This is a genomic window from Phyllobacterium lublinensis, from assembly GCF_020164435.1.
GTDB classification, from domain to species: Bacteria; Pseudomonadota; Alphaproteobacteria; order Rhizobiales; family Rhizobiaceae; genus Phyllobacterium; species Phyllobacterium lublinensis.
The window spans coordinates 33,275-55,622 of sequence record NZ_JAIUDQ010000011.1 but is presented as its reverse complement, the minus strand read 5'-3'; the positions used below and the strand labels follow the sequence as shown (position 1 = coordinate 55,622).

The 22,348-nt window shown below is 57.1% G+C and carries 22 protein-coding genes; 10 read left to right on the top strand and 12 right to left on the bottom strand.

Annotated elements, in window-relative coordinates; all coding sequences use genetic code 11:
- Positions 1-10 precede the first annotated feature (10 nt).
- The 5 genes from K9U38_RS14450 to speB all read right to left on the bottom strand — a co-directional run bounded on the left by K9U38_RS14450 (position 11) and on the right by speB (position 4,458).
- Positions 11-1,099, bottom strand: coding sequence for an ABC transporter substrate-binding protein (locus K9U38_RS14450; RefSeq protein ID WP_224495041.1), 1,089 nt, complete (start codon positions 1,097-1,099; stop codon positions 11-13).
- A 74-nt stretch (positions 1,100-1,173) separates the two neighbouring features.
- Positions 1,174-1,824, bottom strand: a complete 651-nt coding sequence (locus tag K9U38_RS14445; protein WP_224495040.1) for an amino acid ABC transporter permease — start codon at positions 1,822-1,824, stop codon at positions 1,174-1,176.
- On the bottom strand, positions 1,821-2,489 hold the full coding sequence (locus K9U38_RS14440) for an amino acid ABC transporter permease (RefSeq protein ID WP_224495039.1): 669 nt from the start codon (positions 2,487-2,489) through the stop codon (positions 1,821-1,823). The genes K9U38_RS14445 and K9U38_RS14440 overlap by 4 nt, the downstream gene beginning before the upstream one ends.
- Before the next feature lie 3 nt (positions 2,490-2,492).
- On the bottom strand, positions 2,493-3,299 hold the full coding sequence (locus K9U38_RS14435; RefSeq protein ID WP_224495038.1) for a transporter substrate-binding domain-containing protein: 807 nt from the start codon (positions 3,297-3,299) through the stop codon (positions 2,493-2,495).
- Between the two features lie 97 nt (positions 3,300-3,396).
- Entirely contained in the window at positions 3,397-4,458 is a 1,062-nt protein-coding gene (gene speB, locus K9U38_RS14430; protein ID WP_224495037.1) for an agmatinase, read from the bottom strand.
- A 216-nt stretch (positions 4,459-4,674) separates the two neighbouring features.
- Here speB and gcvA point away from each other — a divergent pair, with 216 nt between their 5' ends.
- Together gcvA and K9U38_RS14420 are read left to right on the top strand one after the other, a co-directional pair.
- The gene (gcvA, locus tag K9U38_RS14425) at positions 4,675-5,718 is read left to right on the top strand and encodes a transcriptional regulator GcvA (protein ID WP_224495132.1); all 1,044 of its coding nucleotides are present in this window, start codon (positions 4,675-4,677) and stop codon (positions 5,716-5,718) included.
- A gap of 10 nt (positions 5,719-5,728) precedes the next feature.
- Positions 5,729-6,904 carry an aminotransferase gene (locus tag K9U38_RS14420; protein WP_224495036.1) on the top strand — a complete coding sequence of 392 codons (1,176 nt, stop codon included), beginning with the start codon at positions 5,729-5,731 and terminating at the stop codon, positions 6,902-6,904.
- Positions 6,905-6,984: 80 nt separating this feature from the next.
- Here the strand turns inward: K9U38_RS14420 and ggt are convergent, their stop codons facing one another.
- The gene (ggt, locus tag K9U38_RS14415; RefSeq protein ID WP_224495131.1) at positions 6,985-8,715 is read right to left on the bottom strand and encodes a gamma-glutamyltransferase; all 1,731 of its coding nucleotides are present in this window, start codon (positions 8,713-8,715) and stop codon (positions 6,985-6,987) included.
- 218 nt (positions 8,716-8,933) lie between these two features.
- On the opposite strand from ggt, the gene K9U38_RS14410 reads away from it, so the two are divergent.
- The 3 genes from K9U38_RS14410 (at position 8,934) to K9U38_RS14400 (ending at position 12,295) form a co-directional block, all read left to right on the top strand.
- Positions 8,934-9,821 carry an alpha/beta hydrolase gene (locus K9U38_RS14410; RefSeq protein ID WP_224495035.1) on the top strand — a complete coding sequence of 296 codons (888 nt, stop codon included), beginning with the start codon at positions 8,934-8,936 and terminating at the stop codon, positions 9,819-9,821.
- 141 nt (positions 9,822-9,962) lie between these two features.
- A complete protein-coding gene (locus K9U38_RS22085; protein WP_304622562.1) occupies positions 9,963-11,153 on the top strand; it encodes a M23 family metallopeptidase in 1,191 nt (396 codons plus the stop codon).
- Positions 11,154-11,305: 152 nt separating this feature from the next.
- Positions 11,306-12,295 (top strand): Bug family tripartite tricarboxylate transporter substrate binding protein, encoded by a 990-nt coding sequence (locus K9U38_RS14400; protein ID WP_224495034.1) that lies wholly within the window; start codon positions 11,306-11,308, stop codon positions 12,293-12,295.
- Between the two features lie 55 nt (positions 12,296-12,350).
- Here K9U38_RS14400 and K9U38_RS14395 read toward each other — a convergent pair whose 3' ends face one another.
- A complete protein-coding gene (locus tag K9U38_RS14395; RefSeq protein WP_224495033.1) occupies positions 12,351-13,454 on the bottom strand; it encodes an LCP family protein in 1,104 nt (367 codons plus the stop codon).
- Between the two features lie 205 nt (positions 13,455-13,659).
- Between K9U38_RS14395 and K9U38_RS14390 the strand changes: the two genes are divergently transcribed.
- Positions 13,660-14,340 (top strand): class I SAM-dependent methyltransferase, encoded by a 681-nt coding sequence (locus tag K9U38_RS14390; RefSeq protein ID WP_224495032.1) that lies wholly within the window; start codon positions 13,660-13,662, stop codon positions 14,338-14,340.
- A gap of 38 nt (positions 14,341-14,378) precedes the next feature.
- Here the strand turns inward: K9U38_RS14390 and K9U38_RS14385 are convergent, their stop codons facing one another.
- The 3 genes from K9U38_RS14385 to pdxR all read right to left on the bottom strand — a co-directional run bounded on the left by K9U38_RS14385 (position 14,379) and on the right by pdxR (position 16,805).
- Positions 14,379-14,699 (bottom strand): DMT family transporter, encoded by a 321-nt coding sequence (locus K9U38_RS14385; RefSeq protein ID WP_224495031.1) that lies wholly within the window; start codon positions 14,697-14,699, stop codon positions 14,379-14,381.
- A 72-nt stretch (positions 14,700-14,771) separates the two neighbouring features.
- Positions 14,772-15,257, bottom strand: a complete 486-nt coding sequence (locus K9U38_RS14380; protein WP_224495030.1) for a carboxymuconolactone decarboxylase family protein — start codon at positions 15,255-15,257, stop codon at positions 14,772-14,774.
- A gap of 126 nt (positions 15,258-15,383) precedes the next feature.
- Positions 15,384-16,805, bottom strand: a complete 1,422-nt coding sequence (pdxR, locus tag K9U38_RS14375; protein WP_224495029.1) for a MocR-like pyridoxine biosynthesis transcription factor PdxR — start codon at positions 16,803-16,805, stop codon at positions 15,384-15,386.
- Between the two features lie 240 nt (positions 16,806-17,045).
- Here pdxR and K9U38_RS14370 point away from each other — a divergent pair, with 240 nt between their 5' ends.
- Complete coding sequence (locus K9U38_RS14370) at positions 17,046-17,711, top strand: FMN-dependent NADH-azoreductase (protein ID WP_224495028.1); 666 nt, start codon at positions 17,046-17,048, stop codon at positions 17,709-17,711.
- Here K9U38_RS14370 and K9U38_RS14365 read toward each other — a convergent pair.
- A complete protein-coding gene (locus K9U38_RS14365; protein WP_224495027.1) occupies positions 17,696-18,043 on the bottom strand; it encodes a gamma-glutamylcyclotransferase family protein in 348 nt (115 codons plus the stop codon). The genes K9U38_RS14370 and K9U38_RS14365 overlap by 16 nt on opposite strands.
- A gap of 64 nt (positions 18,044-18,107) precedes the next feature.
- A complete protein-coding gene (locus tag K9U38_RS14360; protein ID WP_224495026.1) occupies positions 18,108-18,830 on the bottom strand; it encodes a glutathione S-transferase in 723 nt (240 codons plus the stop codon).
- A gap of 290 nt (positions 18,831-19,120) precedes the next feature.
- Between K9U38_RS14360 and K9U38_RS14355 the strand changes: the two genes are divergently transcribed.
- The 3 genes from K9U38_RS14355 to K9U38_RS14345 all read left to right on the top strand — a co-directional run bounded on the left by K9U38_RS14355 (position 19,121) and on the right by K9U38_RS14345 (position 22,347).
- Positions 19,121-20,464 (top strand): extracellular solute-binding protein, encoded by a 1,344-nt coding sequence (locus tag K9U38_RS14355; protein ID WP_224495025.1) that lies wholly within the window; start codon positions 19,121-19,123, stop codon positions 20,462-20,464.
- A gap of 89 nt (positions 20,465-20,553) precedes the next feature.
- Positions 20,554-21,450 carry a carbohydrate ABC transporter permease gene (locus K9U38_RS14350; RefSeq protein ID WP_224495129.1) on the top strand — a complete coding sequence of 299 codons (897 nt, stop codon included), beginning with the start codon at positions 20,554-20,556 and terminating at the stop codon, positions 21,448-21,450.
- A gap of 9 nt (positions 21,451-21,459) precedes the next feature.
- On the top strand, positions 21,460-22,347 hold the full coding sequence (locus tag K9U38_RS14345; protein ID WP_224495024.1) for an ABC transporter permease subunit: 888 nt from the start codon (positions 21,460-21,462) through the stop codon (positions 22,345-22,347).
- Position 22,348: the final 1 nt, after the last annotated feature.

Below are 22,348 nucleotides of genomic sequence, written 5' to 3'. Positions count from 1 at the left end.
TCCACCGAAGCTAACCGACGATCAGCTCAGTCCATTTCTGGTTCAGCCAGTCGGACTTGGTCGTGTAAAGATCGTAGCGCGGAATGACCGGCTCGATATCCGAAGATACGGCCGCAAATTCCTTGTCGCTGAGATCGAGCAGCTCACGTTTGACCGTCGGTGCAGTGCCGACCTTGCGCGACAGCGTCGCCTGGATGGCGGGCTGGCTCATGTAGTCGATGAAGGTATGGGCTTCGTCAACTTTCTTCGATGCGCGCGAGAGTGCCCAGCAGCCCGAATCCTGCACGCCGCCTTCCTTCGGAAAAGTAGAGCGGACCGGATGGCCCTCCGATGCGGCAAGGCCTGTCACGTCATGATAGTACTGCCCCATTGGAATTTCGCCCGACTTCAGCGACTGCTCAAATTGTGCTTCGTCGCGATACCACAGACGTACGTTGGGCTTGACCTCCGCAAGCTTGTCGAAAGCCTTCAGCAGGCCCTCTTCGGTGTCCAGAGCGTTGGTGCCGCCGAAGAATGTCTTCGCGGTCACTTCCAGCAGGAACGAATTGGAAACCAGTGCGAGCAGGCCAAGCTTGTCGGCGTTGGCCTTGTCCCAGAATGCCGCCCAGGATGTCGGCGCTTCCTTGTAGACGTCGGTGTTGGTCACGAGCGTGATATACCACGAGACGGCCCCAATGCCGGCAACAGATCCATCCGGATATTTGTTGACGAAGCGATCAATCAGGTTTTTCGAATTCGGAATCTTGGCCATGTCGAGTGGCGTCCACAGCTTGGTCGTCTGACCCTTCAGCATTGCCACCTGCGACATCATCGATACATCAGCGGGAGCTGCGCCAGCTTTTGCAGCCTGTTCCAGCTGGACAAGCCAGGCTTCACCCGTCGGCTCAGCAACGGATTCGACGGCGATCCCAGTCGCCTTGGTGAATTCCGGGAAGATGTTCTTGTCGAACGAATCCTTGAAGTACCCACCGTAAACGCCAACCTTCAACGACTTGTCCTGCGCACGCAGGATGTTCGGCATGGCGAGAACCGCTGCTCCCATCACACCGGCGCCGAGCACGGCGCGACGGCTGACACCTGTCTTCAGAATATTATCCATCGTCGTATCTCCTTTTGTGAGCCAGTTTGCTGGCCGATTCCCACTTCTGTTTTTGTCCAATATCGGGTTGTTTTTCAATGCTGACGCGCGGTTCTGAGCTCCAGTATCTTTGTATAACGCGTCAGCGGGTAGCACAGAACAAAATAGATCAGCGCCACAAGTCCGTAGACTGTGAAAGGTTCGAAAGTTGCGTTGTTGATCGCATTCGAGGTACGCACAAGTTCCTCAAAGCCAATGATCGATGTCAGCGCCGTGCTCTTGATCAGCTGCACCAGGAATCCGACAGTTGGCGCGCGGGTAATGGCGAACGCCTGTGGCAGGATGATAAGCCGCAGTTGTGCTATGTAGTGCAGACCGAGGCTGCTTGCGGCGTCCCATTGACCATTTGGCAGCGATTGCACTCCGCCGCGCCAGATTTCGGCGAGATAGGCGCTTGCGCAGAGCGTCAACCCCAATACGGCGGCCGTCCAGGCCTCAATGCGGAACCCCAGCATTGGCAGGCCAAAGAAGAGCAGGAAGAGCTGCATCAGCAGCGGTGTACCCTGGAAGAGGCCGATGTAATATTCCGCGACTCGCCTGATCCAGCGACGCTTGGAAATCCGCATGAGGAGAATGGCGATACCCGCAATGGCCCCGCCAGCAAAGGCGACGGCAGAAAGCAGGATCGTCCAGCGAGCGGCCAGCAGCAGGTTGCGCAGAATGTCCCAGAACGTGAACTCGATCATGCCATGCCTCCGGCAATCGCACGCCGCCCTGTGGCAAACAGCAGCCTGCGCAAGCCGATGCTCAATCCAAGGTAGACAATGGTCACGACAAAATAGGTCTCAAAGGCCCGGAAGGTTCGTGCCTGCAGCATGTCCGCCTCGTAGGTGAGCTCGCGGACAGCAATCTGCGAGACAACCGACGACTCCAGCATCATGATGATGATCTGGCTCGTCAACGCCGGGAAAATGACCTTCAGCGCCTGCGGCAACACGATCTTGATGAAGACGAGCCACGACGGCAGGCCCAATGCCGCCGCGGCTTCCCTCTGACCGTTGGGCACGGCGTCGAGGCCGGCCCCAACGATTTCGGTGGTATAGGCTGTCATGTTCAGAGTCATTGCCAGCATGGCAGCGACAACAGGATCAAGGCGAATTCCAAATCGAGGAAGTCCGAAGAAGATGAAGAACAGTTGCACCAGAAAGGGTGTATTCCGGATGAGTTCGACATAAGCCCCGATGGCCTTGCGCAAGATGGGATAGCGGCTGCGCTTGGCCGCGGCGCCAAAGATGCTCAGAATGATGCCAGCGATCGTGGTGACGGTGATCAGGAAGATCGTCATCGCCGCGCCGCGGGCGATCATTCCGATCGCGCCATTGAGCCAGCCGAAGTCGAGCGCATATCCCACGGATCAATCCTTGAGGTTTTCAGGATTGAGTGGTGTCTTCAGCCAGGCTTCCGAGCTCTTGTTCAGGCTGCCATCGCTCAGCATCTTGGCCACTGTGTCGTTGATGGCCTGCTTGAGACGATCCTCTTTCTTGTTAAGGGCAATGTGAGACGGCGATGTGAGCAGCTGGAATTTTTGCTCCGGGGCGAGGGCTTCCTGACGCGCCAACACCTGGGCACCCACGTCATTGCCGACCACCATCAATTGAGTCTGTCCGGAAATGAACGCCTGGATCACGGAATTGTAGTTGTCGAAGCGCTTCACGTCTGCAGAAGCCGGAACCACCTCGGTAAGCGAAGTATCTTCCAGCGTCCCGCGATTGACCGCGATGCTTTTTCCGGCGAGGTCGTCCTTGCCCTTCACTTCGAGGGCCTTGGGTCCGATGACGGCGATATAGTAGGGTGCATAGGCTGCTGCGAAGTCGATGACCTCTTCGCGTTCCTTGCTGTAGCCGACGCTCATCAGCAGGTCGACACGATGTTCTGTCAGATAGGGAATGCGGTTCTGCCCGGTGACAGCAACTGGATTGAGTTTCACCTTCAACGCATCGGCGAGCGCTTGCGCCACATCCATGTCATAGCCCTTGAGCGACATGTCGGCACTTGCCGAAGAGAAGGGCGGGAAATCGGCGAAGACACCGACGTTGAGAACGCCCGCCTTGGTGATGTCATCGATCGCGTCGGCGTTGGCGGCATTGGTTGTTGCACCGATGCTCGCGCCGAGCAGCAGCATCGCGGCAATGGATGAACGTAGCGTCTTTTGGATTGTCATTTTTATTCCCCTTCATTGTTGTTGGTGATTAACAGGACGATCCGGCTTTTAAGCCATATGTCGCCCCATCATTCGTTGGTGGCTGGTACAAATCGCATCAGCGTTTGCCCTGAACAAACGGGCTGAACACCATCAGGCTGAGGATCTCGAACAGAACCTGTGCCCCCGCATGGGCAGTATTTGTCGTTGCATCATATTGCGGAGCGACTTCCACGACGTCGCCGCCGACGAGATTGATGCCTTTCAGGCCGCGGATGAGCTCGAGTACTTCACGGGTCGTCAGGCCGCCGACTTCCGGAGTGCCTGTGCCCGGCGCAAAACTCGGATCAAGGCTGTCCACATCGAAGGACAGGTAGGTCGGACCGTCACCGACGATCGCCCGCGCTTTCTCGATGATCGCAGGGATGCCCAGGCCGGTCACTTCTTCCGCATGGATGACAGTCATGCCCGACTCGTATGAGAACTCCCAAAGATATTCAGCTGAACCGCGAATGCCGATCTGAATTGTCCGGCTCGGGTCAAGCACGCCGTCAAGAACGGCATTGCGGAAAGGACCGCCATGATGGAACTTCGTCTGGTCGAAGGCGCCGCCCGTGTCACAATGGGCGTCGATATGAATCATGCCGACCGGGCGATTCTTGCCGACCGCTTTCAGGATGGGGTGTGTAATCGAGTGGTCGCCTCCGACAGAAAGCGGGACGACGCCGGCATCCACGACCTGGTTGATGCGGCGCTCGATATCGTCATGGCTCTGTTCAAGCCGATATCGGCTGGCGAATGGCACATCGCCAATATCGGCAACGCGAAGATCAAATACCGGCGAGCAATCGAGCACGTGATTATAGGGGCCGATCCGCTCGATCGTGCGCAAGGCACGCGGCCCGAAGCGCGACCCGTTGCGGTTGGTCACGCCGAGATCCATCGGAACACCGACTATTGCCACCTGAAGGTCGCCCAAATCCGGGTTGGCGGCATCCAAGGGCCTGTACGGAGCCGTCAGGAAAGTTGGAATGCCTGCATAAGGCGCAAGGCGCGTACCACTTTTCGAAAAGATCTTGTCGGCGACCTTGCGGAATTTCGGATCGAACAGTTCACCGCCATGGCTTTCACCATATTTGGCGCGCAGTTCGTTCAGCTTGTTCTCGTCCCATGATGCCATGACAGTATCCCATTGTCTTCGAGCGCGGGGCCGTAGGTGCGGATTTGATTGTGTCAGGTTGCGAGAAATCCGTCGCTATATGTTCCCCGGGCTTTTGCCTCGTTGATCGCATTATCGATACAAAACGAATGGAAAAGCAATTGACATTGTTATAGCATTCGGTGTGAGAAAATCTCACATGACTTTATCACGATTGAACGCTAAGGGACTTCCATGATTTCCGGCCGTTTGCCCCCGCTCAATCCACTACGCGCCTTCGAAGCGACGGCGCGGCATGGCTCTGTCACGGCAGCGGCGCGTGAACTCAATGTAACCCATGGTGCGATCAGCCACCAGATCAAGGCCCTTGAGGCCATGCTTGACGTCCAACTGTTCGAGCGGGGGGCACAGCGCTTGAAACTCACGCCCCAGGGCGCTTTGCTGCTGCCGACCGTTTCAAAGGCTTTCCAGGATATTGCGAGCACCACGGCTCTCATCAAACGCCCCACGACAAGCGGTGAGCTTACCGTTACCTGCGTCCCGGCACTGCTCTCGCTCTGGCTCATTCCGCGCATGAACCAGTTCACGGAACAGTATCCGGATATCAGGCTGACACTGATCGCTTCCAACGAGTCGGATCATCTGCGCTCTTCGGATGTCGATGTCTGCGTGCTTTATGGCCATGGCAACTGGACGGACTGTTGGATAAGGCTATGGACCACCTTGAAGTTGTTTCCTGTCGCGAGTCCGACGTTGCTCAATATGCGGCCCCTCCGATCCGTGCGGGATCTGCGCAATCATGTGCTGCTGCATGGCGATGATGGACGTGAATGGAACACCTGGCTGGCGGCTGCCGATGCAACGGAGCATGCACGCGGTGCACACCATTTCATGAGCGATGCACGTCTGTCGACTGAAGCGGCGGTCTTCGGCCAGGGTGTCGCGCTGGGCGATACGATCACCGCGAGCCACCTCATAGCCAAGGGCGAACTGATCGTGCCATTCGACCTCACGGTGCCGGCTAACTTCGCCTTCTATGTCGCCTGCCGCAATGAAGTTCGCAACGCTCCAATCGTGAAGGTCTTTATCGACTGGCTGTTTGCCTCGCTCGAAAACGACACCATCAGAGAACCTCAAACATCGGCGCGACGCATCATCCGCCGCCGCAACGGCAAGGTCAGCGCTCCGGAACGCCTTGCTGCATCGCCGACTGCACCCACGACACGCCCGAGACGTCCCGATCGCTCACAAAAGCGCCGGGCCAAGATCGATATTCGATAGGACTGTTGCCATGACCGCTGCACTGCTCAATTCACTTGTCACGCGCCTGTCGCCACCGCCGATACCGGCCGTACAGGCATGGGGTAAATCCTATGGCGGCGGGCGTGGACCATTGATAGACCTGTCACAGGCAGTACCCGGCTATCCGCCTCATCCGGATATGCTGCAATGGCTTGGCGAGGCCGGGGCGTCGCTGGCCTATACCAATTATGGGCCGATCGAGGGAGAAGATTCGTTGCGCACGGCCTACGCGGCACATGTCTCTGATCTCTATGGCGCCAAGATTGATGCCGCAAATATCCATATCACTTCCGGTTGCAACCAGGCGTTCATCAGCACTGCCATGGCCGTCGCAGCAGCGGGTGACAGGGTATTGATGAGCGATCCCTATTATTTTAACCATGAGACGACACTGTCGATGCTCGGCATAAAGACAGGATTCGTCGCGTGCGATTCTGCCAACGGATTTGTACCCACGATAAAAGCCCTCGAGCGTGCGTTGACGCCTGACGTGCGTGCGCTTGCCCTCGTTACCCCGAACAATCCCACGGGTGCGGTATATCCTCCCGAAAGATTGGAGGCGATCTTCGATATCTGCAGGAGGAACGGCATATGGCTGATCCTCGATGAGACCTACCGGGATTTCCTGCCCGAGGGATCGGAAAGGCCCCACGGCCTTCTTGGCAGGAAGGACTGGCAGGACAATCTTGTCCAGCTCTACAGCTTCTCCAAATCGTTCTGTATTCCGGGCCACCGGCTCGGAGCCCTGACAGCGGGTGAGAACGTCGTGGAGGAGGTGGCCAAGATCATGGACAACCTGCAAATCTGCGCGCCCCGGGCGGCGCAGGGTGCAGTTGCGCGGGCCTTGCCGGCACTCACCGAATGGCGTGCCGGCAACCGGCACGAGATCGACCTGCGTGCCAGGGCCTTGCGTGAGGTAATGACGGATCTTGGCGGCTGGAAGCTGGAGGCCATAGGCGCCTATTTTGCCTTTGTCCGCCATCCGTTTGAAGACCGTCCGTCGACGGAGGTGGCCGAACAACTTGCAAAGCAGGCAGGGATCATCAGTATTCCCGGCGAGTATTTTGGTGCAGGCCACACTCGGTTCCTGCGGTTCGCATTTGCCAATGCAGATGCCGAAACCATCCGGCAATTGCGCCACCGGATGGTCGATTTCAGTCTATAGGCGAAGGTTCCTGCTGCATGGCCATCGTGCGTGGTTCGACAGGGCTCACCATGAGCGAGTCGAACCACAGTGCCTTCCAATCAGTATCCGAGCGCCTGTCCCGACCCCGAGCGGCTGTCCATCGCACCGTTGTAACGCGCGCCGCCGCCCTCTTCGATTTCAGCCAGGCTTTCGCCGCCGACCAGGATACCGGCTGCCTGTCCCCAGATTGTCCAGTTTTTATCGATCTCGACGTCGTGGCCCATCTCCGTGAGGATCTTGCGCGTATCCGCGGAGAGTGCATAGGGCTCCATGTAGACCTTGTCAGGCAGCCATTGGTGGTGAATGCGCGGCGCGTCGATGGCTTCCTGGATATTCATGCCGTGGTCGATGACATTGATGATCGCTTCCAGCGTGATCGTGATAATGCGCGCTCCACCCGGACTGCCAATGACCATGAATGGCTTGCCGTCCTTTGAGATGATCGTTGGGCTCATGGATGAAAGCGGTGTCTTCTTCGGCTGGATGGCATTTGCCTCTCCCTGAACCAGTCCGTACAGGTTTGCAACGCCGGGCTTGGCGGTAAAATCGTCCATCTCATTGTTGAGCAGGATGCCGGTCCCCGGGGCCACAACCCCTGCTCCGAAGGACCCGTTCAGCGTATAGGTAACTGCGACTGCGTTGCCTTCGTCGTCCACGATGGAATAGTGGGTTGTTTCCGTGCTTTCGCCAAAGCCTTTCGGCATCAGATCCTGAGACACGCCAGCCTTGAATGGATTGATCTTCTCGCGGATTTCTGTGGCGTACTTCTTGTCGAGCAGTTTTTTGACGGGGTTTTCGACAAAATCAGGATCGCCGAGCGAGGCGTTGCGATCGACATAGGCATGGCGCATGGCCTCAACCATCGCATGCACGGTTTCGGCCGATCCATAACCCAGATAGCCGAGCGGATAACCTTCGAGGACGTTCAGGATTTCACAGATGATGACGCCGCCGGAGCTTGGAGGAGGCGATGAGACGATATCATAGCCACGGTAGCTGCACTGCACCGGCTCCAGTTCTCGCACCGTATATTGCTCGAAATCGGCCTTGGCGAGAATGCCGCCTCCCGCCTGGCTGGCCTTCACGATCGCATCTGAGGTTGCTCCTTTATAGAAGGCGTCTGGCCCCTGCTCGGATATTCTGGAGAGCGTCGCTGCGAGATCGGACTGAACCAGTGTCTCACCTATTGCGTAGGTCTTGCCTTCTGGCTTCAGAAAGATTTCCGCTGCCGCGCGGTCCTTGGAAAGTTTCTTGGCGCCGCCCTGAAGGGATGTGATATCGCCCTGGTCGAGTACAAAACCATCGCGGGCAAACCGGATCGCCGGGCCCATCAATTCTTCCCGCGATTTGGTGCCATACTTCGTTCTGGCCGTTTCGAAGCCGAGGACCGAGCCGGGGACACCGACCGCAAGATAACCATCTGTGCTCAAACCCTTGACCATATTACCTTTCTCGTCGAGATACATGGTCTTGGTCGAGCCAAGAGGCGCACGCTCGCGGAAATCCAGGAAGGTTGTCTTGCCATCCTTGAGGCGGATGGTCATGAAGCCACCGCCGCCAATATTGCCCGCAGTGGGGTAAACTACGGCCAGCGCATAGCCGACGGCCACAGCCGCATCCACCGCATTTCCGCCCTTCTGCAATACGTCGACACCGACCTGCGACGCCAAATGCTGCGCCGTAACGACCATCCCGTGTTCGGCCTTTACCGGATTTGGCGAGGCTGCAAACACGGCAGGAGCCTGCACCAAGCCAATGCTCAGTGCCAATGCCAAACCACCAGCTTTCATAGGGCGACAGTTCATCGTCTTTCCTCCGCATATTGACTGGGTGAATAATGGAACCTGTCGACGAGCCATGTCCAGCAAAAGTAAGCAGGCTGACAAGACGAAGCTTGGGTCGCTGGAACTCAAGGGCATTTTCGTCCAACATCGACTGGCCATTCAAACGGCCTTGTCTATGTTATGTTTCCATGTGTCCGGGACGGCCCGCGAGGAGGGTTACGACAATGATTGATAACGAGGTCGACGCGGTCAGGGCCCTGCTGCAATCACGTCCACGGCCCGCAAGCCTTGCAGAGCGTCGCCAGCGCCTTGATCTCGTTGCGTCCGCAGATCCGATAGCGCCAGATATCGAGTTCGAGCCTCAAATGATCGGCATGTGCAAGGCGGAATGGTCCCTCGCGCCGGGAAGCGACGCCACCAAGACCCTGCTGTTTTTCCATGGGGGTGGTTACTGCTCGGGCTCGATCCAGAGTCATCGCAGGATGGTCGCCGAGACGGGTCGTGCGGCACGCGTCCGCACACTTGCGCTAGGGTACCGGCTCGCGCCCGAAAACCCGTTCCCGGCTGCGCTGGATGATGCGCTTGCGGCGTATGAGTTCCTGCTCGCTCAGGGTGTGTCCTCAGCGTCCATCGCGGTCGGTGGCGATAGTGCCGGCGGGGGATTGACGCTGGCGACCATGATACGGTTGCGCGACGCCGGTAAACCGTTGCCCGGATGCATCTGGCTGGTCTCGCCATGGGTTGACCTGGAGATGACCGGAGCGAGCATGGACGAGAAGGCTGCCGTCGACCCGTTGATCCACCGCGACTATCTCGAAGAGCTTGCAAGTGCCTATCTCGGGAACACCAACGCCCGGGAGCCCCTCGTTTCGCCGCTCCATGCCGATCTTGCCGGGATGCCGCCTGCCCTCATTCAGGTCGGTTCGGCCGAGACGCTACTCGACGACGCTGTTCGGATCGCTCGCCGGCTTGGTGCGGCCGATGTGGCGACGAATCTGGAGATCTGGCCGCACATGATCCACGCGTGGCATCTATGGGCTGCACGTCTGGAGTCGGGTCGAAGGGCAATCGCCTCTGCCAACACGTTCATCAATGAACGTCTGGCGACATGAGCAATCTTGCAATTTTAACGCGAGGATGGGATTGTCTTAAACGTATAAGTTGCCTTGACGTATTCGCATATCAACTGGTTGATGCAGCCCTGGTTCACCAGAGGAACCGCAGTGTGGCTGGAACTCAAGGGGGACGAGTGCATGCGCATATTGCCTGTTGTTGCGGCTTCGGTTGCGCTCCTTTCACCCCTCACGGCTTTGGGGCAATCGCTCAAGTCCGATGAAATCTTCAGTTCCATCGCAGTGCGGCCGCTTATCGCGCCTGGGCCGGTACTCGGCGCGGACAACCGCGTGCATCTTGCCTACGAACTTCTGGTGGTCAACCCGAGCAAGCTCTTCGTGACGCTAGACAAAGTCGAGGCCGTCGACGGAGGAGGGCGGGGTCTGTGGTCAATCGACGGTGACGCGCTTGCGGCAATGACAATTCCTTACGGCGGGACCGGCAATATTCTTCCGCCCGGCGGAACGTCCGTGGTGCTGATGGATGTAAGTTTCGGCAAAGGCGATGAGCTGCCTGCCTCGGTACTGGCACGGATAGCGGCAACACGGCAGGCCTCAGGCACTGATGGAAAGCCGGCGCCAATGCCACCTGACAGCCCTGTCCCGCCAACGTTTACATTTACGGGGGCTGCGACGCCCATCGGCCGTCCAGCAATTGTGGTTGAACCGCCCCTTAAAGGGAATGGCTGGGTTGCGGTAAATGGCTGCTGCGACAGCATAACCTCCCATCGCGGGGCCGTCATGGCCATCAACGGTCAACTGCGTGTACCGGAGCGCTTTGCCATCGATTGGGTGAAAATCGACGAATCCGGCAATCTCTTTACTGGCGAAATTTCAAAGCTATCAAGCTACGCCTACTACGGAACGCCAATTTATGCGGCAGCCGATGGTGTCGTCGTCAATCTCTACGATGAAACCGATGAGCAGATACCCGGTGCAGATGCGAAGGGCATCACGACCGAGAATATTGGTGGAAACATGGTGGTCGTCGACATTGGCGGCGGCGCATTCGCTTTCTACGCGCACATGCAGCGCGGTAGCCTGAAAGTGAAGCTGGGCGATCAGGTCAAGACCGGTCAGGTTCTGGGACTGCTGGGCAATACTGGCAACTCGACCGCACCGCACCTGCATTTCCATATCATGGATGGTCCCTCACCCTTGGACGCCGATGGGCTGCCATTTGTATTCACTCGGTTTTCGAGCCAGGGCGTACTCGCTCCCGGTTCCGATGATGCGATCCAGGAGGGCCAACCGGCAAAAATCGACCCGAAGCTTACGGGCGAACACATGGCGGAACTGCCTCTAAACAATCAGGTCGTGGACTTCGACTAGATGTCGCAGTTAGGGAAGTGTGCCTCCGTTCGGCGGCGTGCTGGCTGGTAAAGGTCTTGCTTTCCAGTCGGGGAGACTGTTGATTGGCCTTGTGCGAACAATCCAACAATCAATCAAGTCAGCGACCAGAGTCGACATCAGGAGGAAAGCGAATGTCTTTATTTGGGATCACCCGGCGTGCGAGTCTTGCCATTGGAATTTCAATTCTGTCGGCAGTGGCTTTTAGTGGGACGGCACTATCGCAAACTTTCCCGGACCGCGTCGTGACGATGGTTGTGCCCTTTGCGGCCGGCGGCTCGACGGACGTTGTCGCACGCGTGATCGCAGGAAAAATGTCGGAACTGCTCGGCCAGCAGGTGATCGTACAAAACGTCGGCGGCGGAGGAGGCAGCCTTGGTGCGGCCAATGTTACAAGGGCCGAGCCGGATGGCTATACGATCCTCATGGGCACGGTAGCGACCCATGCGCTGAACCCGCTCATCCTGAAGACCAAGCCATATGATGCCGAAAAGGACTTTGCCCCAATATCGCTGCTGGTCGTTGTTCCCAACGTGCTTGTCGTCAACCCCGAACTGCCAGTGAAAACCGTCCAGGAACTCGTCGATCTCCTGAAGGCAAATCCAGACAAGTACAGCTATGCCTCTTCAGGCAATGGCACGCCGCTTCATCTGTCCGGTGAGTTGTTCAAGAAGATGGCGGGCGTATCCATGCAGCACATCCCATACAAGGGAGCGGGACCCGCTCTGAATGACGTGATCGGAAATCAGGTGCCGATCATGTTCGACAACCTGCCTTCCTCATCGTCGCATATCAAGGCGGGAACATTGCGCGCGCTCGGTGTGACCACCAAGGACAAGGCACAATCCTTCCCTGACTTGCCGACGATTGCAGAAACGATTCCCGGATATGAGACCTATACCTGGAACGCCCTGTTTGCGCCGGCGGGAACACCACCCGAAGTGATCGCAAAACTGAATGAAGCGGCGAACAAGGCCATGCAGGATCCCGCTGTAGTCGAACGTATGAAAGAGTTCAGTGCCACGATCGTCGGTTCTACACCGGAGGAATTGTCGGCGCATGTGAAGGCGGAAATCGCCAAGTGGACGCCTGTCGTGAAGGATGCCAACGTCCAGATGGATTGACCGCTACAGAGGCTAGCAGTGCGCCCAGGTTCCGCAGCAAAAGGTGACAGCCATGTCAATGCTCAGTGGTTGTCACCAATGCAGGCGCCTTGGGAAACCCGACGGAGCATGGTAGGGCAGCCGCGGCGGGTTGGACACCCTTTGCCTTTGAAGGGATGAGGGGCTGGTCCACCGCGATGAGCCGGAACAGCTTTCTGGCAGGGCCCTTCACCCACTCCACACGGCCAGGATAAATGGCAGAGTAGCGCCATGGCGTTGTCACAAAATGGATGCTGTCGGACGACAGCCCTCGAGCGGCGACTGCCAGCCCTACGAGCACGCCGGGGGTGAGGCCGGGATCTGCGGTGACGGATTTGGTCGCTGCATTCAAGAAGCGGAGGAGGCGGACCGGGTTGAACAGGGTTTCGGCGCTTACTGCCTTCTTCACCATGGCGGCGAAGAATTGCTGCTGGCGCTGGATGCGCCCGATATCCGACCCATCGCCAAGTCCGTGCCGAGCCCTGACATATGCCAGGGCCTGGTCTCCCTGCAGTGTCTGTAGACCAGCCGGCAGGTCGAGGTCGCCATAGGTGTCGCGAACGGCTTCAGGGAAGCAAAGGTTCACCCCACCCAACGCATCGACCATTTCCTTGAAGCCGGCGAAGTCAAACTTGATGACGTGATCGATGTGGATGCCGGTGAGATTTTCCACGGTCTTCCAGATGCAGGCGATCCCGCCTAGGTTGAACGAGGCGTTGATCATGCCGAGACGTTTCTTTTGGCCTGGCAGGCCCTCCCGTGAGCGGCAAGCCGGAAGCTGGACCAGCGAGTCCCGCGGGAAGCTGACGATGGTGACGTCATTGCGTGTGTGCGAGAGGTGGACGAGCATGATCGTATCGGCACGCTGTCCGGAAAAATCGCCATGCACGGTATCATTGCCGGCGCGCTGGTCGGAACCTATCACCAGAATGTTCAGCACCGGGGACGAGGGCTTGGGGGGACGGACATCGCCCAAATCCTCCCGCGCAATCTCGACATGCGTTATGTTGCCGGATAGTTTTGCATAAGCCAGCCCGGTTATCACGAGAATGATGGTGGTCACCAAAGCCAGCCGTGACAGCCAGTGGCGAGGCTGGAGTTTGCCCTTTGGGGCTGACCCGTCATTTGGCCCGCTGCTCACGTCCATGCTCCGCGGAGCGGGGCTGGACGTTCAAAGCTGCGTGAGAAGCACAGCATCCACGATCCCCGGCTCCATTTTTCTCATCTTGACGCGACTTAGCCGGATTTCAAGCGCAAGTTCAATTCTCGGTTAGTGACGACCTGGTGCAGGCATGACACAGGACGCCATGGTCAAAACGCAAACAGAGACCCTGGAGGTAAGACAAATGCCAGAGGAAACTGCTGTAAACGTAAAGCCTTCTTCCCTCGATAGCGCGGCCCAGTATGTCGGGCGGGACTGGCGCCATGCTGCCTACTACGACGACGCCGAGACAGGGATGGACAAGCACTGGAGCGGCATCATCTGGCCCTTCATCGGACCCCACAGGAAACATACGGATTTTTCGATAACGATGGACCTCGCGGCGGGGCACGGGCGCAATTCGGTGAAACTCCTCCCGCTCGTCGAAGAACTGCACATCGTCGATATCAACCAGGAGAACATCGATTTTTGCCAGGCGCGGTTCGGTGACAATCCGGCGGTCCATTATCATCTAACCAATGGCTATTCCCTTGATTTTTTCGACGCCGGAGAATTGACCTTCGCCTATTGCTTCGATGCAATGGTCCATTTCGACAGTGACGTGGTACGGGAATATCTCAGGGAGTTCCGGCGCGTTCTGCGCCCAGGGACAGGACGCGCATTCCTGCATCATTCCAATCTGGTCGACAATCCGACGGGGAGCCACAAGGCGAGCCCCGGCTGGCGCAACTTCATGTCGAAGGAACTGTTCGAACATTACGCCGCAAAAGAGGGGCTGCGCGTGCTCAAGCAACAGATAGTCGACTGGAAATTCGATGGCTCCAACATCGACTGCCTGACATTGCTGGAACGACCTCCAAACTGATGACTCCATGGCCGGCCCGGGTTGTGTCGGCTACCGCTTCAATTACCCGACACGAGCCTTAGCCCGACAACTCCACCTAGAATGAGCGCAATACAGAATATCCTCATTGGCGCTGCGGAGTCGCCGAATACAGCCATGCCGAGAATGGCCGTGCCAGCCGCGCCGATCCCAGTCCAGACCGCGTAGCCAGTTCCGACTGGCAATGTTTTCAACGAGAGTGAAAGAAGCACGACGCTCGACAATCCGGTTGCGACCGTAACCATTGCCGGTATCAAGCGCGTGAAACCTTCCGACCACTTCATACACATTGCGAAAGCTATCTCGAGAATTCCCGCGATGCTGAGGAGTACCCATGCCATGTTCATATCCATTCGTTGTTCGCCAGCGTTCCAGCTGGCGAAAGTTGTTAAGCGTTTCTTGCTCAGGAAGCGTTATGCGGAAGCCCGAGCCCTTGCTGGCGCTTCGAGCTTTGCGGCAGCAGCTGGTGTCGAGCGGAAGGCAATCCCGAACCGGTTGAAGGCATTCATCAAGCCAATCGCATAGGTGAGATCTGCGAGTTCCTTCTCGCTGAATTCGGCGGCGGCAGCCTCGTAGTCAGCATCGGGAATACCTGTTTCGGCGACGCGAGTTACGGTTTCCGCCCAGGCAAAGGCGCTGCGTTCGCGAGGATTGAAGACCCCACCCGCATCGCGCCACACGGGGACAAGTACGAGCTTTTCCAGCTCCACGCCGAGTTTGACAAGGTCGCGGGAGTGCATGTCTATGCAATAGGCGCAGCCATTCAATTGTGAAACGCGCAGATACACGAGATTGATAAGTTCCTTGGGAAGACCACTGTTATGAACAGTGACGTAAACTCCACCAAAGGCTTTGAAACCTTCCGGTGATGCTTTGGCATAATCGATACGGTTATTCATGACGAGCTCTCACTTGTTGTTTGGAGGGCTCCATGGTGCTGTATCTCGGACTATATCAGAAGGTCCATATCTGGCATTCCGGACTGGGCCATGGTTCCGTTCCTGAGAATGGCTGGCGTTCATCCGCTACGATGAACGTCCATCGATCAGCGGCAATATTCGGCGCGCAAGGGTTTCGGCGGTGCGCTGAGAGTCGATATTCGTAAAATTGAGAAGCAAGGCCGAACCTGAACTGGCATCCGTTGTCCAATTCGATAACGCTTCGGCATAGAGGCCCGCCTCGCGCATCCGGGCAGAAAGCCGACGGTCCGACTGTTGGCCCAACAGCCGCAGGATCAGATGCATTCCCCCCGGCTGATCATCAATTCGCATGTGCTTCCCGAGCACGCTTTCCAGCCCTGCTGCCGCCGCCTCGCGACGCCCGGCATAAAGCTTGCGCATGCGTTGGATATGCCGTGCGAAATGCCCTTCACGGATGAACGCGGTTACGATGGCTTGGGTAATCTGAGGGCTGCCACCGGCCAAAACGTCGCTGATTTGCTCGAATCGCTCGACGAGCTCAAGCGGCACGACCAGGTATGCAAGTCGAATGCCGGGAAATAGCACCTTGCTGAATGTTCCGGCATAAAGCACGCGGCCGTCGCGATCCAAACTCTTTAGAGCCGGCAGAGGACGGCTCACATATCTGTATTCCCCATCGTAATCGTCCTCGATCACCCATGCGCCATTCCGCACGGCCCAGTCCAACAGTTCGAGGCGGCGGGGCAAGGCTAGCGAAACACCCAAGGGACTTTGGTGAGCGGGTGTGGTGACAGCGGCACGCGCTCGTGGTGCGGCCTTGATGGCGGCGGAAATGACTATGCCATCCCGATCCACAGGCACCGCAACGGAAGCAATGTTCATCTGCCCCAGTATTTCGCGTGTGGGGGGATATCCCGGGTCTTCAAGCCAAACGCGATCCCCGACCCTCAATAGGACGTGGGCAACCAGCGCAATCGTATTCCTATATCCGGAGGTTATGAATACCTGGGATGGAGAGCAGCTGATCCCGCGCGAAACCTGGAGATACGATGCTATCTCGCTGCGCAGTCCCGGCAATCCGTGCACAGAGGGGTGAACCATGTCTGACGGTTGCATGGCCCGAACACACCGCGCGCCCAAACGCGCCCAAATTTTCCGGGGAAACGCGTCCAGAGCGGGCAGGCCCATCTGGAAAGGCAATATCGAATCTGGTCGCAAGCTGGTCGAAACAACACTGGATCTGGGTAATGGGCTGTCGATCAATGTCCGCGGCTTGAGACCCGGTGTCACGATGGTACCTGCCTGCCCGCGGGCTTCAATGTACCCTTCGGCGGCCAGCAGGGAATAGGCCGTTTCGATCGTGCCTCTCGCCAGCCCCAATTCCTTTGTCAACGCGCGTGAAGAGGGAATCCGGTCACCCGGCTTCAGTAATCCGCTTGCGATGGCAGCCCGAAACCGGTCGTATACCTGTCGGTAAAATGGGGTGGCCGCCGTTGGATCCAAAGGGGAGATGTCGCTGGTCTTCACGATGTCATGGCCCAGCCAATGTTTTCGATGAGTGAATACGTCACGCGATGGCTGCCCGGGTCAAGTGCATAAAAGTGAAATATTTCCGTATTCCCAATGACCGTAGGATGCCGACAAACACGCGCGATTTAACTCCATCATGGACCAGCCGTTGTTTCCATTCATGGACCTTTGATGGGGGGCATCGGGTTCGTAGGATAAGGCACTTCAAGAAGGTCAGCCGTAGGAAATGGATCGGTCATGAAAATCCTGCATGTCAGTTGCAGCCCACGCGGGCGAGCCTCCGAAAGTTACCAGCTTGCACAAAAGATCATAGGTCATCTTGTGCGCAAGGAACCAAAGGCGGTTGTCATAAGCCGGGCGATTGGCGGCGGTTCCTTGGGGCATGTCGATGAAAACTACGCGATATCGCAAGCATCGTCCGAGGATGTATCCCGGGAGGGTTCAATGGCCCAGTCCGAGACATTGGTCCAGGAACTCGAATGTGCGGATGTTGTCGTCATTTCAACACCAATGCATAACCTGACCGTACCATCGGTGCTCAAGGCGTGGATAGATCACGTCGTTCGTGCCCGCAGGACCTTCAATATCACCCCGGCAGGCAAAGTAGGCACGCTGCGCGATCGTCCAGTCTTCATCGCGATTGCATCCGGGGGCCGATTTTCCGGAGAACGCGCGCGCCAGCCCGATTTCCTGACGCCATATCTCAAAGCGATCCTTGGCCTCATCGGGTTGCATGATCTGACTTTCTTTTCCGTTCAGGGTACAGGGTCCAGCCCCGATACCCTGGCCGAGACCAGGGCCAAAACAGATCAGGCGCTGGAAGAGTATTTCACCGTCGCTGGCGACAGGCATGGAGATGCCATCAAAGCCGCGGAACAGCTATCCTCTCAAGCCTTCACGTAGACCCACGCAACGATACCCGATCTGAGCACTACCTGTATTCGTTTGTAATCGGACACTTCATAGGCGTCCGCCGCGGTCAACTCCTTGCGGCTGATCTCAAACACCTTGCCTGCCACTTCGTCATCGGGATTATCGGATGGAATAACGATGGGATGGTAGCGCTCCCCGCTGGTTTTAAGCACTTCCGGGTCAGTGATCTCGACCATTTCTTTTCGAAAGCCCGGCATGCTGTCATCGATGCCATGAAGCAGCCGTCCGAAGGAAGCGATCTGTACTGCATCGAGCTGCAGCGTCCCGTAGGAAAAAAGGTGAATGATTTCTGGATCGGGCATGCGGCTCTTTCTTACGTTCGACAGGGATATCGATGCCTGTGTAACCCAGGCAAGGTCGCTTGCATCATACGTCCTGGTCGAGTTCAGGATAGTGGCGGAAGATACCGGATTCGTTGAAGGCGAGCCGGCGCTCGGAGGTGAGGTAGGCTTTGATGTTAGGGCGTTTCCCAACAGCATCATGTAAGGCCATCAGCGCCGGATAACGCTCGCCAAAGCCTTTCGTCGCGCGCGGAAAGGCGTAACGGAGCCCTTCGATGACCTGGAAAAGCGACAGGTCCACGTAGCTTAGCTGGCTTCCAACGGCATGATCACCGCCATTGCCGTTACGCTCGACCGTGCGCTCAAAGTAGCCCATGAACTTGGGGATACGGTGCTCGATGAAATCAGTCGAGCGTTGCTTCGCTGCATCCTTCTGATCTTCGTAGTAGAGGTTGGTCGAGAGCGGGTGGTGGGTGTCATGAACTTCGGCAACAAAATCGGTGATTGTCAGCTGGAGGCCATTGGCGACAAACCGCAATGACTCCTGGCTTGGCGCAAGGCCCAGTTTGGGCCCGAGGTAAAGAAGGATGTTGGCGACATGCGACACGATCAAGTCGCCGTCTTTCAGGAATGGTGGCGCGAACGGCGCGGACGCTTCGGTTGCGCCCTTGAGAAACTTCATCATTGCAGCCATGCCGCTGGGCTGGCGCGCCACGTCCACATAGTCTGCAGCCGCCTCTTCGAGGGCTAGTCGCACGAACTCGCCGCGACCCTGAATCTCGTCCCAATAGTAGAGCTCGAAAGGCATGAAAGTCTCCTTTGCTGGTTTGGCGGTGCCCGCAGCGAAGCACAGGTCCAGGCATCAATTGCCCTTGTTACCGGGAATCCGTCCCGTTTCAAGCACCGGTCTGAAATGCCTCAGGTCCGTCAGAGCCGGCTCACCAGGCATTTTAAGCAGCTGTGCATTGTCACAATAGTTTCGCATCAGATCGATCAAAATTTCACATAGCAGTCCTAGACATGGTCCCGATCGAGGCGGACGGGGTTTCCCGGAACCGTTCTGAAAATCATTGTCACTCATTGGATCGGGGACTTCAGATGAAAATACGTGCCATCAAATTTTGCTTGGCTGCCGCTGCCGTAAGCGTAGGTCTCGGCATGACACCTGCTCTGGCGGAAAAGTTGAAATTCGAGTTCTGGTATGGGTTGAGTGGTGACCTTGGCGAGCGCGTGCAGGACGCTTGCAAGAAATTCAACGACTCCCAGGCCGACTACGAAATCGCCTGCACGAGTCAGAACGGCTACCCAGAGACCGTGCAAAATGCGATCGCGGCATACCGCGCCAAGAAGCACCCGGCCGTCGTGCAGGTATTTGATGGCGGCACGCTTGACCTGATGTTGTCTGGCGCTTTCGTTCCGGCGAAGAAGCTCATGGAAGATAACGGCTACAAGATCGATTGGACCAATTATTTCGGCGGAATCGCCAATTATTATGCGACATCCAAGGGTGAGCTTTACTCATTTCCGTTCAATTCATCGACGGCCATGTTCTATTACAATGTCGATGCGTTCACCAAAGCAGGAATCGAAGCAGCACCGCAAACATGGGAAGACGTGGAGGCTGCTGCGCGTAAATTGAAGGCAGCCGGCTATTCCTGCCCGCTCGGCTTCAGCTTCGACACATGGGCCACGGTGGAACAGTTCTCCGCAATCCACAATCAGCCTATCGCGACCAAGAACAATGGCTATGACGGTCTCGATACAGAACTCGTGATCAACAAGACCAAACTCGTCGATCATCTGACCTTCTTCAAAAAGATGACCGATGAGGGCCTGTTCGTCGTAAAGACGAAGCAGCTCGGCATGGATGTTGTGCCGGCATTCACATCCGAGACCTGCCAGATGATCCAGTCGTCGGTTGCTGACCACGGTACGATCGGCAAGACCATCAAGCCCGGCACCAAGTGGGATGTCACCATGCTTCCGATATGGAAAGGCACCGAACGCCAGAACTCACTGGTCGGCGGCGCGTCGCTGTGGGTCCTGAACAATCGCCCTGAGGCAGAATATAAAGGGGCCGCCGCCTTCCTCAACTTCATTGCCCAGCCGGATATGGTTGAGTGGTGGTCGACTGTAACAGGCTACATTCCGGTCACAAAGAGTGGCTTTGACGCCATGAAGGCCAACGGCTTCTATGATAAGCCCGCGTACAAGGGGCGCGACAAGGCCATTGAAAGTCTTACATTCACGCCGACTTCGGCCAATACGCGCGGCATTCGCCTTGGCGGTTTCCCGCAGATACGCAAGGAAATCTCCGATGCGATGGAAGGCATATTCTTCGGCAAGCTGACCGTGCAGGCCGGCCTTGATCAGGCTGTCGAACGCGGCAACGCGATCCTTCGCCGCTTCGAAAAGACCTATGCCGGCCGTGCATTGAATTAGTCCTGCCGTTACAATGGCCCGGAGCTTCTGATGTGTCCGGGCCATCGTATTTTCTCGTCTACGATAGAAATGCTGGGCCGGTCGATCTCATGAACAAGCGTGCTGTTTTCAAAAGCTGGTGGTTGCCGATGGCGTTCGCGCTGCCGCAACTGCTGCTGATTTTCTTCTTCTTCTACTGGCCGGCAACGTCAGTTTTGACTTGGGCCTTTTCGCTGGAGCCGGCATTCGGTGGCGTGGGCGAGCGGCTGTTTGTCGGTTGGGACAATTTCAGGGACGTCTTTGCCGACACCGAATATTGGCGATCGGTTTCGCTCAGCCTGTTCTTCGCCTTCAGCGCCACCGCGCTCTCGATGTTCATCGCCTTCGTGCTTGCGATTTGCGTCGATCGCCAGTTGAAGGGATCAGGCCTGTTCCGCTTCTTCTACATCTGGCCCTATGCCATCGCCGCTCCGGCTGTTGGCCTTGCCTTTCGCTTTATCTTTGCGCCTGAGAGCGGGCTGATCGCGGTAGTCAACACCTGGTCGCCGGACCTTTGGAATCCGGCGAAATTCGGAAGCCACGCCATGATCCTGGTCATTGTCTGCTTTGCCTGGAAATGGATCGGCTACAATTTCATCTTCATGACTGCCGGTCTCCAGTCGATACCGCGCAGCCTCATCGAAGCGTCGGCAATGGATGGATCTGGCCCCGTACGCAGGGCTTTCGATCTGCAGATCCCGTTGCTCGCGCCAACTCTGTTCTTCCTGCTGGTTCTCAATTTGACCGAGAGCTTCGTCGGCCCGGACACCTATGGCATCGTTGACCTGACGACCGAGGGCGGCCCGAACAAATCAACTGACGTCATGGTTTACCGCATCGTCAGCGAGGCCTTCCGTGGTTTGAACTATTCCGGTGCTGCCGCGCAAAGTCTCGTCCTGATCGCCCTCATCATGCTCTTTACCTTCATCCAGTTCCGCTATGTCGAGCGGCGCGTGCACTACAAATAGGAACCGGTGATGATCGAACGCACGCCCATTCTCAACGCCGTGACCTATTTCATCATGTTCCTCGGTCTGCTGCTCATCCTCGGACCTTTCTGGATGATATTCGCAGCGTCGACGCAGTCGTTGGCAGAGGTCAACACCGTTCCGTTCAATTTCATGCCGGGGACGGATTTTCTGCATAATGTGCAAGAGGCGTGGCACCGGGCAAATCTGGGTCCGGCCTTGTTCAATAGCCTCGTGACGTCGTTGCTGGTCATGACGGGCAAGATCATTGTAGCGGCGCTCAGCGCCTTTGCCATCGTCTATTTCCGCAGTCCGCTTCGCCACTTCTTCTTCTGGATGGTGTTTCTCACCTTGATGCTGCCGCTCGAGGTACGCGTAATCCCGACCTACAATATTGCTGCCGATGTTTTCGAACCCGTACGCTGGCTCATCCAGACCCTGACGGGGGTTGAATTGTCACTCCAGTGGAACCTGCTGAATTCATACTCGGGCCTTGTCCTTCCCTTGATTGCGACGGCAACCGGTACGTTCCTATACAGGCAGTTCTACATGACGCTCCCGGATGAGCTGGCAGAGGCAGCAAAGATGGACGGCGCGCGCCCTTTGCGTTTCTTCATCGATATCCTGCTGCCGTTGTCACGCACCAATATGCTGGCATTGGCAACGATCATGTTCGTCTATGCGTGGAACCAGTATCTGTGGCCAAAACTGATGACCACCGAAGCTGACTACCAGACCGCAATGGTCGCCATGCGCTCGCTCATCCCCTCCGTTAACAGCTTGCCCGAATGGAATATCTCCATGGCAGGTGCACTCATAATCATGTTGCCACCGTTGACCGTCGTCGCTGTCCTGCAGCGCTGGTTCGTACGCGGTCTTGTATCGACCGAGAAGTAAG

Coding starts and splice junctions, on each gene's coding strand:
- K9U38_RS14365 (WP_224495027.1), bottom strand. CDS start 18,043: ATGCCCGATCCAGAAATCATTCACCTTTTTTCCTACGGGACGCTGCAG.
- K9U38_RS14370 (WP_224495028.1), top strand. CDS start 17,046: ATGAAAATCCTGCATGTCAGTTGCAGCCCACGCGGGCGAGCCTCCGAA.
- speB (WP_224495037.1), bottom strand. CDS start 4,458: ATGGCATCATGGGACGAGAACAAGCTGAACGAACTGCGCGCCAAATAT.
- K9U38_RS14350 (WP_224495129.1), top strand. CDS start 20,554: ATGAACAAGCGTGCTGTTTTCAAAAGCTGGTGGTTGCCGATGGCGTTC.
- K9U38_RS14380 (WP_224495030.1), bottom strand. CDS start 15,257: ATGAATAACCGTATCGATTATGCCAAAGCATCACCGGAAGGTTTCAAA.
- K9U38_RS14345 (WP_224495024.1), top strand. CDS start 21,460: ATGATCGAACGCACGCCCATTCTCAACGCCGTGACCTATTTCATCATG.
- ggt (WP_224495131.1), bottom strand. CDS start 8,715: ATGAAAGCTGGTGGTTTGGCATTGGCACTGAGCATTGGCTTGGTGCAG.
- K9U38_RS14355 (WP_224495025.1), top strand. CDS start 19,121: ATGAAAATACGTGCCATCAAATTTTGCTTGGCTGCCGCTGCCGTAAGC.
- K9U38_RS14420 (WP_224495036.1), top strand. CDS start 5,729: ATGACCGCTGCACTGCTCAATTCACTTGTCACGCGCCTGTCGCCACCG.
- K9U38_RS22085 (WP_304622562.1), top strand. CDS start 9,963: ATGCGCATATTGCCTGTTGTTGCGGCTTCGGTTGCGCTCCTTTCACCC.
- K9U38_RS14390 (WP_224495032.1), top strand. CDS start 13,660: ATGCCAGAGGAAACTGCTGTAAACGTAAAGCCTTCTTCCCTCGATAGC.
- K9U38_RS14445 (WP_224495040.1), bottom strand. CDS start 1,824: ATGATCGAGTTCACGTTCTGGGACATTCTGCGCAACCTGCTGCTGGCC.
- K9U38_RS14410 (WP_224495035.1), top strand. CDS start 8,934: ATGATTGATAACGAGGTCGACGCGGTCAGGGCCCTGCTGCAATCACGT.
- K9U38_RS14450 (WP_224495041.1), bottom strand. CDS start 1,099: ATGGATAATATTCTGAAGACAGGTGTCAGCCGTCGCGCCGTGCTCGGC.
- K9U38_RS14435 (WP_224495038.1), bottom strand. CDS start 3,299: ATGACAATCCAAAAGACGCTACGTTCATCCATTGCCGCGATGCTGCTG.
- K9U38_RS14360 (WP_224495026.1), bottom strand. CDS start 18,830: ATGCCTTTCGAGCTCTACTATTGGGACGAGATTCAGGGTCGCGGCGAG.
- K9U38_RS14385 (WP_224495031.1), bottom strand. CDS start 14,699: ATGGCATGGGTACTCCTCAGCATCGCGGGAATTCTCGAGATAGCTTTC.
- K9U38_RS14400 (WP_224495034.1), top strand. CDS start 11,306: ATGTCTTTATTTGGGATCACCCGGCGTGCGAGTCTTGCCATTGGAATT.